General features: G+C 70.6%; 16 protein-coding genes. 3 read left to right on the top strand and 13 right to left on the bottom strand.

All coding sequences use genetic code 11. The features are described 5' to 3' along the window. Positions 1–52: 52 nt before the first annotated feature. Positions 53–742: a phosphate signaling complex protein PhoU gene (gene phoU / locus AC1DS4_RS18640; RefSeq protein ID WP_477618378.1), complete on the top strand. Its 690-nt coding sequence runs from the start codon at positions 53–55 to the stop codon at positions 740–742. Positions 743–802: 60 nt separating this feature from the next. On the opposite strand, the gene AC1DS4_RS18635 is transcribed toward phoU, so the two are convergent. From AC1DS4_RS18635 to AC1DS4_RS18620, 4 genes are all read right to left on the bottom strand, one after another. Further along, positions 803–1,537, bottom strand: coding sequence for a phosphoglyceromutase (locus tag AC1DS4_RS18635; RefSeq protein ID WP_477624433.1), 735 nt, complete (start codon positions 1,535–1,537; stop codon positions 803–805). Between the two features lie 33 nt (positions 1,538–1,570). Continuing rightward, on the bottom strand, positions 1,571–2,059 hold the full coding sequence (locus AC1DS4_RS18630) for a YbjN domain-containing protein (RefSeq protein WP_477633639.1): 489 nt from the start codon (positions 2,057–2,059) through the stop codon (positions 1,571–1,573). After that, positions 2,056–3,369: a D-inositol-3-phosphate glycosyltransferase gene (gene mshA, locus AC1DS4_RS18625; RefSeq protein ID WP_477633640.1), complete on the bottom strand. Its 1,314-nt coding sequence runs from the start codon at positions 3,367–3,369 to the stop codon at positions 2,056–2,058. Before mshA ends, AC1DS4_RS18630 begins: the two co-directional genes overlap by 4 nt. Before the next feature lie 62 nt (positions 3,370–3,431). Continuing rightward, positions 3,432–4,223, bottom strand: coding sequence for a hypothetical protein (locus AC1DS4_RS18620; RefSeq protein ID WP_477624435.1), 792 nt, complete (start codon positions 4,221–4,223; stop codon positions 3,432–3,434). A gap of 45 nt (positions 4,224–4,268) precedes the next feature. Here AC1DS4_RS18620 and AC1DS4_RS18615 point away from each other — a divergent pair, with 45 nt between their 5' ends. Continuing rightward, complete coding sequence (locus AC1DS4_RS18615) at positions 4,269–5,072, top strand: class I SAM-dependent methyltransferase (protein ID WP_477624620.1); 804 nt, start codon at positions 4,269–4,271, stop codon at positions 5,070–5,072. On the opposite strand, the gene AC1DS4_RS18610 is transcribed toward AC1DS4_RS18615, so the two are convergent. From AC1DS4_RS18610 to AC1DS4_RS18580, 7 genes are all read right to left on the bottom strand, one after another. After that, a complete protein-coding gene (locus AC1DS4_RS18610) occupies positions 5,054–5,437 on the bottom strand; it encodes a phosphomannose isomerase type II C-terminal cupin domain (RefSeq protein ID WP_477624436.1) in 384 nt (127 codons plus the stop codon). The genes AC1DS4_RS18615 and AC1DS4_RS18610 overlap by 19 nt on opposite strands. After that, on the bottom strand, positions 5,434–5,772 hold the full coding sequence (locus tag AC1DS4_RS18605; RefSeq protein WP_477624437.1) for a DUF2516 family protein: 339 nt from the start codon (positions 5,770–5,772) through the stop codon (positions 5,434–5,436). Before AC1DS4_RS18605 ends, AC1DS4_RS18610 begins: the two co-directional genes overlap by 4 nt. Before the next feature lie 16 nt (positions 5,773–5,788). Further along, positions 5,789–6,214 (bottom strand): D-aminoacyl-tRNA deacylase, encoded by a 426-nt coding sequence (gene dtd / locus AC1DS4_RS18600; protein WP_477624438.1) that lies wholly within the window; start codon positions 6,212–6,214, stop codon positions 5,789–5,791. Positions 6,215–6,220: 6 nt separating this feature from the next. Beyond that, positions 6,221–7,201 carry an asparaginase gene (locus AC1DS4_RS18595; protein ID WP_477624439.1) on the bottom strand — a complete coding sequence of 327 codons (981 nt, stop codon included), beginning with the start codon at positions 7,199–7,201 and terminating at the stop codon, positions 6,221–6,223. 190 nt (positions 7,202–7,391) lie between these two features. Then, entirely contained in the window at positions 7,392–8,090 is a 699-nt protein-coding gene (locus tag AC1DS4_RS18590; protein ID WP_477613976.1) for a hypothetical protein, read from the bottom strand. A 1-nt stretch (position 8,091) separates the two neighbouring features. Continuing rightward, on the bottom strand, positions 8,092–8,514 hold the full coding sequence (locus tag AC1DS4_RS18585; RefSeq protein ID WP_477624440.1) for a helix-turn-helix domain-containing protein: 423 nt from the start codon (positions 8,512–8,514) through the stop codon (positions 8,092–8,094). Positions 8,515–8,671: 157 nt separating this feature from the next. Further along, the gene (locus AC1DS4_RS18580) at positions 8,672–9,511 is read right to left on the bottom strand and encodes a beta-keto acid cleavage family enzyme (RefSeq protein ID WP_477613978.1); all 840 of its coding nucleotides are present in this window, start codon (positions 9,509–9,511) and stop codon (positions 8,672–8,674) included. Positions 9,512–9,665: 154 nt separating this feature from the next. On the opposite strand from AC1DS4_RS18580, the gene AC1DS4_RS18575 reads away from it, so the two are divergent. Then, positions 9,666–11,084 (top strand): tyrosine-protein kinase domain-containing protein, encoded by a 1,419-nt coding sequence (locus AC1DS4_RS18575; RefSeq protein ID WP_477624441.1) that lies wholly within the window; start codon positions 9,666–9,668, stop codon positions 11,082–11,084. Positions 11,085–11,140: 56 nt separating this feature from the next. Here AC1DS4_RS18575 and ygfZ read toward each other — a convergent pair whose 3' ends face one another. Then, a complete protein-coding gene (gene ygfZ, locus AC1DS4_RS18570; RefSeq protein WP_477613980.1) occupies positions 11,141–12,199 on the bottom strand; it encodes a CAF17-like 4Fe-4S cluster assembly/insertion protein YgfZ in 1,059 nt (352 codons plus the stop codon). Then, complete coding sequence (locus AC1DS4_RS18565) at positions 12,184–12,600, bottom strand: Fur family transcriptional regulator (RefSeq protein ID WP_477624442.1); 417 nt, start codon at positions 12,598–12,600, stop codon at positions 12,184–12,186. Before AC1DS4_RS18565 ends, ygfZ begins: the two co-directional genes overlap by 16 nt. Positions 12,601–12,667: the final 67 nt, after the last annotated feature.

Below are 12,667 nucleotides of genomic sequence, written 5' to 3'. Positions count from 1 at the left end.
CGGCTCGCACACCTCACCACGCCCACCCGTGCCCAACACCCCTAGGGAAGCAATGCGCAACGCCTTTCACGAGGACCTGGACACCATCTCCGACCAGCTGGTCGAGATGACGCGTCTGGCCGGGTCCGCCATGGCCCGGGCCACGACGGCCCTGCTCGACGCCGACATCCAGCTGGCCGAATCGGTCATCAAGGCCGACAAGGAGCTGGATCGCATGCGCGAGGACCTCGACGCGCTCTCGATCGACCTCCTGGCCCGACAGCAGCCGGTCGCCACAGACCTGCGCATGGTCGTCACCAGCATGCGGATGAGCGCCGACCTCGAGCGAATGGGAGACCTCGCCCGGCACGTGGCCAAGGTCGCGCGGCTGCGCTACCCCGACTCCGCCGTGCCGGCCGACATCCGAGCGACGATCCTGCAGATGGGCCAGGTGGCCGAGCGCATCGTCGCCAAGTGCGGGCAGGTCATCGCTGCCAAGGACGTCGAGGACGCCAAGACGCTCGAGCGCGACGACGACGCGATGGACGAGCTGCACCGCACGCTGTTCAGCCACCTCATCGACGGGACGTGGAAGCACGGCACCGAGGCGGCCGTCGACATGACCCTCGTGGGTCGCTACTACGAGCGCTTCGCCGACCACGCCGTGTCGGTCGCCCACCGCGTCGTCTACCTCGTCACCGGTGAGTGGGACGTCGCCGAGGACCACGAGGAGCAGGAAGACCGCGCGACCGGTCCGCAGTAACCACCTGGCGCGGCACTCACCTCGCGCGCCACTCACCTCGCGCGGCAAAACGGCCGCGCGCTAGCGGCCCTGGTTGGCGACGGCTGCGGCGGCCTCGGCGGCGGCCTCGGGGTCGAGGTACTCCCCCGGCTTGGTCGGCATGAAGTCCTCACCCAGGGTGTAGACGAGCGGCTGGCCGGTCGGGATGTTCAGGGCGGCGATGTCCTCGTCGCTGATGCCGTCGAGGTGCTTGACCAGTCCGCGCAGGCTGTTGCCGTGGGCCGTGACCAGCACCGTCTCACCGGCCCGCAGGTCGTCCTGGATCGGCCCCTCCCAGTAGGGCATGAACCGCTCGATGACGTCCTTGAGGCACTCGGTCCGCGGCACGTCGATGCCGGCGTAGCGCGGGTCGCCGCTCTGGTCGAACTCGGACCCGGCCTCGATCGGCGGCGGCGGCGTGTCGAACGACCGCCGCCACAGCATGAACTGCTCGTCGCCGTACTTGTCGCGCGTGGCCGCCTTGTCGAGCCCCTGGAGCGCGCCGTAGTGGCGCTCGTTGAGCCGCCAGTCGCGCCGGACCGGGATCCAGTGCCGGTCCGCTGCGTCGAGTGCGAGGTTGGCCGTGTTGATGGCGCGCCGAAGCACCGACGTGTGCACGACGGTGGGCAGAACTCCCTTGTCCTTCAACAGGTTTCCACCGTTGACGGCCTCCTCGCGACCCTGGTCGTTCAGGTCGACGTCGACCCAGCCGGTGAAGAGGTTCTTGGCGTTCCAGTCGGAGTGCCCGTGGCGCAGCAGGATGAGGGTGTATGCCATGCGGGCCAGCCTAGCGAGGCAACGCGCCACCGCTCAGTCGTGCTCCAGCAGGTGGCGGAACGCCTCGAGGTTGCGCAGGGACTCCCCCCGCGACACCCGCCAGTCCCACTCCTTCTGCATGCTCGTGAGGAAGCCGATCGCGAGCAGCTCGTTGAAGTGCGCGTCCGCGGCTTCCAGCACGACTCCCAGGACCTGGTCGAGGTATGCCGCGTCGACCCCGCCCGCGGGGACGCGTCCGGTCACGTAGACGTCGCCGGACTTGTCGACCGAGTAGGCGAGCCCCGGAAGGCGCAGGTTCTTGCGCAACAGGTAGCGGTAGAAGGTCTCGTGGTTCTCGTCCGGGTTGCGAATGACGAAGGCCGACACCGAGAGGGCGTCAGCCCCCGCCACCAGTGAGACGACGGTCTTGAGCTTCTGCTCGCCCGGCAGCGTGAGGACGAACTCACCCTCGCGGGCACCCTGCTCCCACTCGATCTCGGCCCCAGCGAGGTATCCCTCGATCGCGGACACCAGCTGGCTCACGGGACCACCGCCGCAGGCACCCCGGCCAGTGAGCCGTTGGGCGAGGGAGTGTCGTTGGAGTAGCTCTTGGCCCGACACGCTTCGACGTAGACCTCGTAGAGCCGCTCGGTCGTGCGGTCCCAGCCGAACAGCGCCGCGTGCTGCACCGCCTTGCGGCTCAGGTCTTCTCTTCGCTGCGGGTCCAGCAGCAGGGACTCGAGGGCCAGGGACCACGTGTGGGGGTCGTGGCCGCCGACCAGGATCCCGGCATCCCCGACCGCAGTGGGCAGACCGCCGACATCGGCAGCGACGACCGGGGTCCCGCACGCCTCCGCCTCGACGGCGACCAGCCCGAAGGACTCCGAGTGCGACGGCACCGCCACGAGGTCCGCGGCGCGGTACCAGTCAGCCAGGTCGGTCCTGGGCACCGGCGGCACGAACCGCACCTGCGCGCTGATGCCGAGTCCCTCGGCCAGCTCCTGCAGCCCTCGCGGGTGCGCCAGGCCGGAACCGGACGGACCGCCGAGCACGGCGACGACCAGCTCGCCGGACCAGTGCGGGTGCCGCGCCAGGAGCTCGGCCGCCGCCTTGATGAGCACCTCGGGCGCCTTGAGGGGCTGGATCCGTCCGACGAAGAGCAGCACCTTGGCGTCCTGCGGCAGGCCCACGGCGGCACGCGCCGCGCGAGGGTCACCCGGCGAGAACAGCGACAGGTCCACGCCCGGAGGCACCACGACCACCTTGTCGGGCTCCGCGGCATACAGGTCGATCAGCTCGTGGCGCTCGCCCAGGGTGTTGGCGATGAGGCGGTCCGCCGCCTCCACGACCTGGACCTCACCGATCTCGCGACCAGGGGGCTCGGGGGTGTCACCGTCGGCGAGGTGGAGGTTCTTGACCCGCGCCATGGTGTGCATGGTGTGGACGAGCGGCACCTGCCAGCGGTCGGCGGCCAGCCACCCCACCTGGCCGGACAGCCAGTAGTGCGAGTGGACCAGGCTGTAGTGACCCTCGGCCTCGTGGGCTCCGGTGCGCATCACGCCGGCGGCGAAGGCACACAGCTGCCCGGGGAGGTCGTCCTTGCCGAGCCCTTCGTAGGGACCCGCGGTGACGTGACGGACGGTGACGCCCGGCTCCATCTCGACCGTGGGGGGCAGGTCAGCCGTCGTGGTCCTGGTGAAGATCTCGACCTCGACGCCGCGCCTGGCCAGCTGGTGCGCCACCTCGACGACGTAGACGTTCATCCCGCCCGCGTCACCGGTGCCCGGTTGCTCCAGCGGGGAGGTGTGGACGCTCAGCATCGCGACGCGGTCGATGCGTTCGCAGCAGCCCATGTTGCGAGTCTGCCACGCAGCCGCTGGGGCCCACGACGCCGGTGGTCAGCCCGGCGCCGTGCTCAGCCGCGCGATCGAGACGGCTGCGGCGCCGGACGGGCCTGGGACGACACCGACAACGAGCACGAGTCGGACCAGACATGGATGTCGGTGCGCCCGGCCGCGCGGATGTCGACGCCTCGAGCCACCCGCTGCGGGCCGACCCCGATGTCGGTCCGCAGCAGGGTCGTGAAGACCGCCCGCCCCTCGACCGCTCCCGGGTCGATCCAGGCCGCCGAGTCGCGAAGGTTCACGGCGGGGAGGCCGGGACGGATGCCGACCGTCAGGGGTTCGCGGTCGAGGTGCCAGACGACTCCGTCGGCACCGTTGACCGAGGCGCCGACCCTGATCAGCCCGCCGGCCGACTCGATCCGCAGCGTCACGGGCAGGGAGCGCGACCCGTCGCTGAGCCTGCCGAAGTACGTCGCCCGGCCCGGCAGGAAGACCAGCTCGGTGATGGTCAGGTTGTCGTAGCTGCGGGTGACCCGCTCCTTCGTCCCGGCTGCGTCGGTCGTGGCACTCCCCTCGACGGCCGACAGCATCGCCCCCCCGATCACGGTCTGGAGCAGCAGGTCGTTCTCGCGGTTGATCCGCAGTCCGTCGGAGTAGAGCGACACGGTCACGCCGCCACCCAGGGTCGCCACCCCCTTGGCCTCGGCGTCGACCGTCAGCAGGCCCGGCGCGACGTCGACGAAGCCTTCGCCGTGGCCCAGCCAGCCGGGCACGTTGGTGACGAGGCCGAGCAGCGCGAGGGCGGCGAGCGAAGCCACCAGCGCGACCATGCTGCGGCTGATGTCACGCTCCCGGCCTCGCACCTGCCCAGCCTAGGGTGCGTCGCCGCGTAGGCTGCGCGCGTGGCTGTGCAGCGACCGGTGGGCACCATCACCCGCGGCACCACCAACCCCAACCGGTTGCGTCGGGTCGACCGCTGGTTGGCCGGCCCCCAGGCCTGGCGCCTGCGGCGGGCCGTCGGTATGCCGGTCGTGGTGGACCTCGGGTACGGCGCCTCCCCGGTGACGGCTGTCGAGCTGCACGACCGCCTCCAGCGGGTGCGTCCTGATGTCCAGGTCGTGGGGATCGAGATCGAGCCTGAGCGGGTGGCGCTGGGCCGGCCCCTCGAGCGTGAGGGGCTCTCGTTCCGACACGGTGGTTTCGAGGTACCGATCGACGGGCGTCAGGCGACCATCGTCCGCGCGTTCAACGTGCTGCGGCAGTACGACGAGACAGAGGTGGCCGAGGCGTGGGCGACCGTCCAGCAACGGCTCTCCCCCGACGGCCTGCTCGTCGACGGCACGTGTGACGAGCTCGGTCGACGCAGTGCGTGGATCGCCGTCGATCGGACCGGCCCAGTGTCGTTGAGCCTGTCGTGGCGACTGCGGGGGCTCGACCGCCCCTCCGACATCGCCGAGCGGCTGCCCAAGTCGCTCATCCACCGCAACGTCGAAGGGGAGCCGGTCCACGGGTGGCTCCAGGCGCTGGACAGGGCGTGGAGCCACGCGGCCCACCACGCGAGCTTCGGCGTTCGGCAACGCTTCCTGGCGACGGTGGACGCCGTGAGCGAGGACGGCTGGCCGGTCCAGGACGGGCCGGCGAGGTGGCGCCTCGGCGAGGTCACCGTCGACTGGTCGGCCGTCGCCCCCGCGGGTCAGGCGTCGCGGGCGTAGTCGTCCTCGAGGCGGATGATGTCGGCCTCGTCGAAGTCACCGAAGGCGATCTCGAGCAGACGGCCCGGCTGGTCGCCCTTGTTGGCCATCCGGTGCACCGCGTTGCACGGCACCCAGACCGGCTCGCCGGGCGCGGCAGTCCACGTGCGGTCCCCGACGGTGACCTCGATCGGGACGTCCAGGACCTGCCAGAACTCCCCCCGGTGGTCGTGGGTCTGCAGCGACAGCCGGTGGCCCGGGTCGACCGTGATGATCTTGACGGTGACGGGCTCGTTGGCGACGAACTGCTGGAAGTTCCCCCATGGCCGCTCCACCGTGAAGATGCCGTCGCGCGGGTCGGGCAGGGCCGACATGTCTCGGGTCACCACGGTCCGTACGGCCCCATGTGCTGCCCTCCGCGGCCGCTGCCGCTGACCTGCTGCAGCGCTGGACGCACGTCGGCGAGGTAGATGCCCGCCCCGACGATGGCGATGAGCCCGACCGAGAACAGGGTGATCGAGTTCGCCACCGAGATGAACCCGAGCAGGACCGCGACACCCGTGACGATGGTCCAGAACTTCTTGGTGCGCTTGCCTGCCGCGATGAACGCGTCCGGGCGGTGGCGCAGGGCGTCGACCAACGCGAAGACTTCGGCCGCGAAGGCCGCGAGACTGAGCAGCAGGATCACGATGCCCTGTGCGGAACCGAGCGCGGAGAACATGTGCACAGCCTAAGGGTCAGACGTCCACGACCAGGGTGACTGGACCGTCATTGACGAGGGTGACCTCCATCATGGCCCCAAACCGGCCGGTGGCAACCTCCACCCCTCGAGCACGGAGGGCCGCGACGACAGCGTCCACGAGCGGCTCCGCGACCGGGCCCGGCGCCGCGTTGTTCCACGACGGCCGCCGCCCCTTTCGCATGTCGGCGTACAGCGTGAACTGGCTGACGACCAGCACCGGCGCTCCCTCGTCGAGCACCGAACGCTCGTCGCGCAGGATCCGCAGCTCGCTGATCTTGCGGGCCAGCGCCTCGACCTGGTCGGGCCCGTCGTCGTGGGTCACACCGACCAGCGCCACCAGCCCCGGCCGGTCGACTGCTCCCACGACCTCGCCCTCGACCGAGACGGAGGCGCTCGTCACCCGCTGCAGGACGGCGCGCACGTCGCCTCAGATGTTGACGGCGACGATGCCGCCGACGACCTCGCCGTGCCCGAGCACGGGAGAGTTCTCGAGCTGGGCCAGGGCGAGCGACTCGACGCCGAGCCGCCGCAGCGCGGCGGCCAGGATGACCGGCTTCGCCCGGGGGTAGCCGTCGGCGACCTTGACGGCCACGCCGCGCCCGTCAGCCAGCCCCACGGCATACACGGACTCGGCACCGTCCTTGGCGATCAGGCCGGGGGTGGCCTCGATGAGGGCGGTCACGTCACGGTCACTGCCCCCGAGGTATGCCGGGTTGGCGCGGATGGCGTCGGCGACCTCGCCCTCGTGCGTCGCCGGGTCGGCAGCGGCCATCCGGCCGAAGGCCCGGGCGAGCCCCGCAAGCGTCACGGCCATCACCGGCGCGCCACAGCCGTCGACGGCCACTGCCGTGATCTCGTCACCCGTCAGCTCGGCGAGTGTCCGCGAAATCGCTTGCTGCAGTGGGTGATTCGGGTCGCGGTATGTCTTGGTGTCCCAGCCGTTGACGACACACGTGGCCAGCATCGCCGCATGCTTGCCCGAGCAGTTCTGCATGATGGGCGTCTTGGCCCCGCCTGAACGGATCACCGCCTCGCGCGCCGCCTCGTTGACCGGGTAGTCCGGCGTGTTCTGGAGGGCGGCCTCGGTCAGTCCCGCAGCGGCGAGCATCTCGCGCACGGCCTCCACGTGGAACTCCTCGCCGGAGTGGCTGGCGGACGCGAGGGCGAGGTGCTCGGGCGGCACACGCAGACCTGCACGCACCATGGCCAGGGTCTGGATCGGCTTGTTCGACGACCTCGGGAAGATCGGGTCGTCGACTGCACCGAGTGCCAGCAGGTGGCTGCCGTCCGGGGCGGTGGCGACCACGGAGGCGCGGTGCGCGGACTCGACGAAACCTCCGCGCACGTAGTGGGCAAGGACCGGCGCGTCGTCGAGGGCGGGTGGGGTGGCTGTCTGCGGCGTGCTCACCCGGCGAGCCTAGCCACCGCCCACCCCACCTCCCCCGCCCCACCTTTATCGGGTCAAGGGACAAGGGCGTGCTTCACCCCGGAACGGTTCCGGGGTGAAGGTCACCGTTCCGGGGTGGAGCGCCTCAGCCGGGACAGGCAAACGGCCCCCTCCCGGATCACGGGAGAGGGCCGATTGGCTGGGGGGTTGGTCAGTCGCCGACCTTCGTGGCGGCCGTGGTGGCAGCCTTCTTGGTGGCGGTGGCCGTCTTCTTCGCGCTGGTGGTCGCGCCCTTGGTGGCGGACGTGCTCTTGGCGGCGGCCTTCTTCGTGGTGGTCGCGGTGCGCTTGGCGGCGGTACGCGTGCGGGTGGCGGACTGCTTCACCGCGGTGCCGGCCTCCGTGGCCTCGACGACGATGGAGTCGGCGATGGCGTCGGCGGCGACAGCGGCCTCCTTGCGACCGGTGGTCAGCGTGGCCTTGGCCGAGCGCTGGATGTCCGTGGCGGACTTGCGCACGGTCGTGACGGCACCCTTGCCCAGGGCGAAGGTTGCCTCGGCCTGCGCGAGCAGGTCCTTGGTCGACTTCTGGGTGCGGACGCGCTTGACGAGCTTCTCGCCACGGGCAGCGACGGTCTCGTAGGTCTCCTGCGCCTTGCCGGCCAGCTCGAGGCTGCGGTTGAGGGCCAGGGCCGGGAGCTCCTGGGCCTGCTCGGCAACCTCGGTCACGCGGACCTGGGCCTTGGTCTGCAGAGCGGCGGGGTCGAGGTCGACACGGACGCCGGTGGCCTTGACGGTGGCCTTGACGCGGGCGTCGCGCACCTTCTCGACGGCGAGGTCGGCCAGGCCGACCGCGGCGAAGACGGGAGTGGTGTCGGTGACGGTCTTGCGGATGTCGGCAACGAATGCCATGTCATGCTCCTTTGTTACGAGGGGTCTTGGTACGGGTGGTGCCGGGCTTGCTGCCGACGCCCACGAACGAGTCGTAGATGTCGAGCAGCGCGGCCTTCTGACGGTCGGTGAGCTGCGGGTCGGCGCCGATGACGGCCCTGGTGTCGAACTCGGCGCCGGGCGTCGCATGGGCGTCGCCGTGGCGCTCGTCGAGGATCCCGGCCCGGACGTAGAGCGACTCCGCCGACACCTCGAGGCCCTTGGCGAGCTGCTGGAGGATCTCGGCGCTGGGCTTCTTCAGGCCCCGCTCGATCTGCGAGAGGTAGGGGTTGGACACACCGGCGAGCTCGGAGAGCTGGCGCAGCGAGAGCCGGGCGGACTGACGCTGCTCGCGCAGGTAGTCACCCAGGTTGTTGCCGGGGAGCGGCAACGGGATTCGGCTCATGCCCCCAGTGTGCTTGCTCCAGTTAGCAGAATGCAAACTGGAGGCAGCGTGTTCCCCATCACAGGGTGACTTCCTGCGCGGAGATCGTCACCAACCAGTGCCTGCGGCGGCTCCGTGACGACCGGCTGGCAACAAGTCGGGGACTCGGGTGCCGGTCTCAGCGGCGGTCCTTCACGCCCAGCATGAGGCGCGCGTCCTCGGTCGACAGCGCGGGGCGCTGCATCACCTCTGCGAGGTGCGCGGCCCGCTCCACGAGCTGGGAGTTGTGCTCGACGGGTATGCCGCGGGCGAAGACCACGTTGTCCTCCATCCCCACCCGCAGGTGGCCGCCGGCCGCGAGGGCCGCTGCCGCGACGGGCAGGTGGCTGCGACCGATCCCCGTCGCGGACCAGGAGGTGACCTCGGGCGGGAGCATCGCCACGCCGGCCAACAGCGCAGCAGGTGTACCCGGCATACCTCCGGGCACACCGGTCACGAAGTCCACGTGCACCTTGCCGCCGAACGGGAGGCCGTGGGTGTCGATGAGGCGGGCCAGCGACGCGACGTGGCCCAGGTCGAACAGCTCGAACTCCGGGACCACCTCGCGCTCCTGGGCCTGCACGTAGAGGTCGGACATGAAGCCGTAGGGGTTGAGGAAGACGTCGTCGCCGAAGTTCGTGGTGCCGCAGGTGAGCGAGCAGGAGTCGGGCTCTGCGTCCAGGACCGTGAGCCGCTGGTCGAGCGGGTCGTGCACGCTGCCCCCGGTCGACAGCTGGATGACCAGCGAGGTCCGCTCCCGGAGTGCCTCCACGGCGGCCTTCAGGTGACCTGGGTCCAGCGTCGGTCGGTGCTCGCCGTCACGGATGTGCAGGTGGATCATCGAGGCACCCGCCCGCTCACACGCCACGGCCGTCTCGACGAGCTCGTCGAGCGTCGTGGGCAGCTGTGGGAAGTCGGCCTTGGCGAGTTCCGCACCGGTGGGCGCGACGGTGATCAGGGTGCCGGTCGTGGGAGCCATGGGCGCCATCATGGCAGCCACGCCCAGCGCCATCACCACGGCCGCTCCAGCAGCGGAAACCCGGCTCCTCAGGCGTTGTGTGGGAGACTGTCGGCGCTCACAGCCGAAACCAACCGGGGCCCATCGACCGCGCCCCGACAGTGAAAGCAGGACCGTGGACCTTCACGACTACTACCGGGTCGTGCGCAAGCGCTGGCGTGCCATCGCTGCCGTGACTCTCCTGATGGTGGGCCTGGCTGCGTTGCTCACCCTGTGGAGCCCCAAGACGTACCAGGCGCGCACCCAGCTGTTCGTGTCCACCTCGGGCGGTCAGGACTCCACCCAGCTGCTGCAGGGCAACACGTTCACCCAGCAGCGCGTCAAGTCCTACTCAGACCTGATCACGACGCCGACCGTGCTCGATCCGGTCATCAAGAGCCTCGGACTTTCCGGCACTGCCGACCAGCTCGGCTCCCGCATCACGGCCAGCGTCCCCCTCGACACCGTCCTGATCGACGTGCTCGTGTCGGACGGCAACCCCGAGCAGGCCGCGCGAATCGCCAGCGCCGTGGGGAAGCAGTTCTCGACCAGCATCCTTGAGCTCGAGCGCGTCAACGACGACTCCGTGAGCCCGGTCAAGGTGTCGGTCGTCCGGCCGCCGTCGGTGCCCGTGAGCCCGATCAGCCCGAACCCGGTGCGCAACATCGGCCTCGGCGTGGTCCTGGGTCTGCTCGTCGGACTCGGCGTCGCCCTGCTCCGCGACACCTTCGACACCTCCATCAAGAGCGAACGCGACGTGACTGACGCGGTCGACGAGACGATCATCGGCGGGATCACCTACGATCCGGAGGGCCCCAAGAACCCGCTCATCGTGCAGTCCGACCCGCACGGACCCCGCGCCGAGGCCTTCCGGGCCCTGCGCACGAACCTGCAGTTCGTCGACGCCGCCAACCACCCTCGCTCGATCGTGTTCACCTCCTCGCTCCCCGCCGAGGGCAAGACGACGACGACGGCCAACCTCGCCATCAGCATGGCTGCCGCAGGCGCCCGGGTCTGCATCATCGAGGCGGACCTGCGTCGACCGCGGCTGCTGAACTACATGGGTTTGGAGGGTTCCGTCGGCCTGACCAACGTCCTCATCGGCCAGGCCGACCTGGTGGACGTGCTCCAGCCGTTCGGCGACACGGGTGTCCAGGTCCTCGGCGCCGGTCAGATCCCGCCCAACCCCAGTGAGCTGCTCGGGTCGGAGACGATGTCGCGCACCATCAGCCGGCTCGAGGAGATGTTCGACTACGTCATCATCGACGCCCCGCCGGTCCTGCCCGTCACTGACGCCACCGTGCTGAGCACCCTCACCGGGGGGGTCGTGCTCGTGGTCGGCTGCGGAGTCGTCAACAGTGAGCAGCTGACCCGGGCCCTGATGTCCGTCCACGCGGTCAACGGCAACGTCCTGGGCCTCGTGGTCAACAGGATCCCGACCCGTGGCGCGAACGCCGAGAGCTACTACTACGGCGAGGGCTACGCACCACTCACCCAGGCGCGCAGTCGCAAGGAACGCACCCGCGACCGCCACGCCCACGCCGTCAAGGTCTGATCCTTCACCGTCGCCTGCTCGGGCGCCTACCGCACGACCAGCGCGCGGCCAAGCGACTAGGGCGCGACGACCACGACCTGGCTGGCGCTGACGCCGTCGATGTCGAGGACGTCGTCCACCGGGGTGTTCCGCTTCACCAGCGCCAGTCCGACCGGGCCGTCCTCGAAGTGCCTGGCCACCGAGGTCAGCTGACCCACCTGACGGTCACCGGCCATCACCGCTGCGCCGCGATCGGGCAGCGTGTGCCCCGACCCGTCGAGGTGCAGGAAGACCAGTCGCCGCGGTGGGCGACCGAGGTTGTGCACGCGAGCCACCGTCTCCTGGCCTCGGTAGCAGCCCTTGTGCAGGTGCACCGCCGTGCGGAGCCAGTCCACCTCGTGGGCGATGGTGCGGTGGTCGGTCTCGAAGCCCAGGCGCGGACGCCAGGCCGCGACGCGCAGCGCCTCGCATGCCCACGTGCCGGCGAGGTCGCGGTCGGCGACCGCCTCTGCCAGTCCCGGCCGCTCGACCAGGACCTCACGCCAGGTGCGCCCGAGTGCCGGGTGCCCCTCGACCGGTCCGTATGCCGCGGTGTCACCCACGAGGTCGGGCCAGGGGTCTCGCCAGGCCAGGCGCTCCCCGGGCTGGGACTCCAGCCCTGACGGCTCGCCGAGGACGGCCCACTCGGACGTCACGTCGGCCACCTCGACCCTGAGCATGAAGCGCATCGAGTCCAGCCAGCCGACCAGGGCCGCCGACCGACCGGGCTCGGTGGTGATCCACGTCGTCTCACCGTCGTCGACGAGGTGGAGGTTGTGCTCTACGTGGCCCTTGGGTGTCAGCACCAGCGCCTCGCGTGACTGCCGCGGCCCCAGGCCCGTCAGCTGCTGGCTGGTGATCGAGTGGAGCCAGGACAACCGGTCGGGTCCGGTCACGGTGACGACCCCCCTGTGGGACAGGTCGACGACGGCCAGCCCCTCGGACAGGAGGCGCTGCTCTCGGAGGGGATCGCCGTAGTGGGCGGCGACCCCTGCATCGGGACCGTCACCCTCCACGGCACCGCCGTGGCCGAGCAGCACGGAGGGCGTCACCGCCGGCATACCGGGCTCGGTGGTCGTCCCTAGCGCGTCGCGCATGTGCCGCACTCTCCGTGGATCGCCATGTGTGTCACGTCAGCAACAAAGCCGGAACCGGCCAGAACATTCCCCGCGAAGCCCTCGGCGTACTCCTTGGGGCACTCCTGCACGCGGCCGCAGGTGCGGCAGACGAGGTGGATGTGGTCGGCGTGGTCTGCGAGGTGGTAGCTCGGCGCCCGGTGGTCGAGGTGGGTGTGTCCCACGACCCGCAGCGACTCGAGGGCGTCCAGGGCGCGGTAGACGGTCGACGGCGCCAGGGCCGGACCCCCGTCGCGGGCCACCTGGGCGACGACGTCCTCGGGCGTGGCGTGCCCCAGCTGGGCGACGGCGTCGAGCACCCGCTGCCGCTGCGGCGTCATCCGCCGCCCCTGGGCCCGCAACCGCTCGCCGACGTCCTGCACCATCCCACTCTACGGTTCTGTGACGGGCCCCTCGGGCGAGTTCTGTCACGAGTGCGCTCGGGCGCTA

The sequence above is a fragment of the Pedococcus sp. P3_C7 genome, assembly GCF_056402615.1.
Note: the sequence above shows the minus strand (reverse complement) of the source record. Positions and strands in the feature narration are given on the sequence as shown.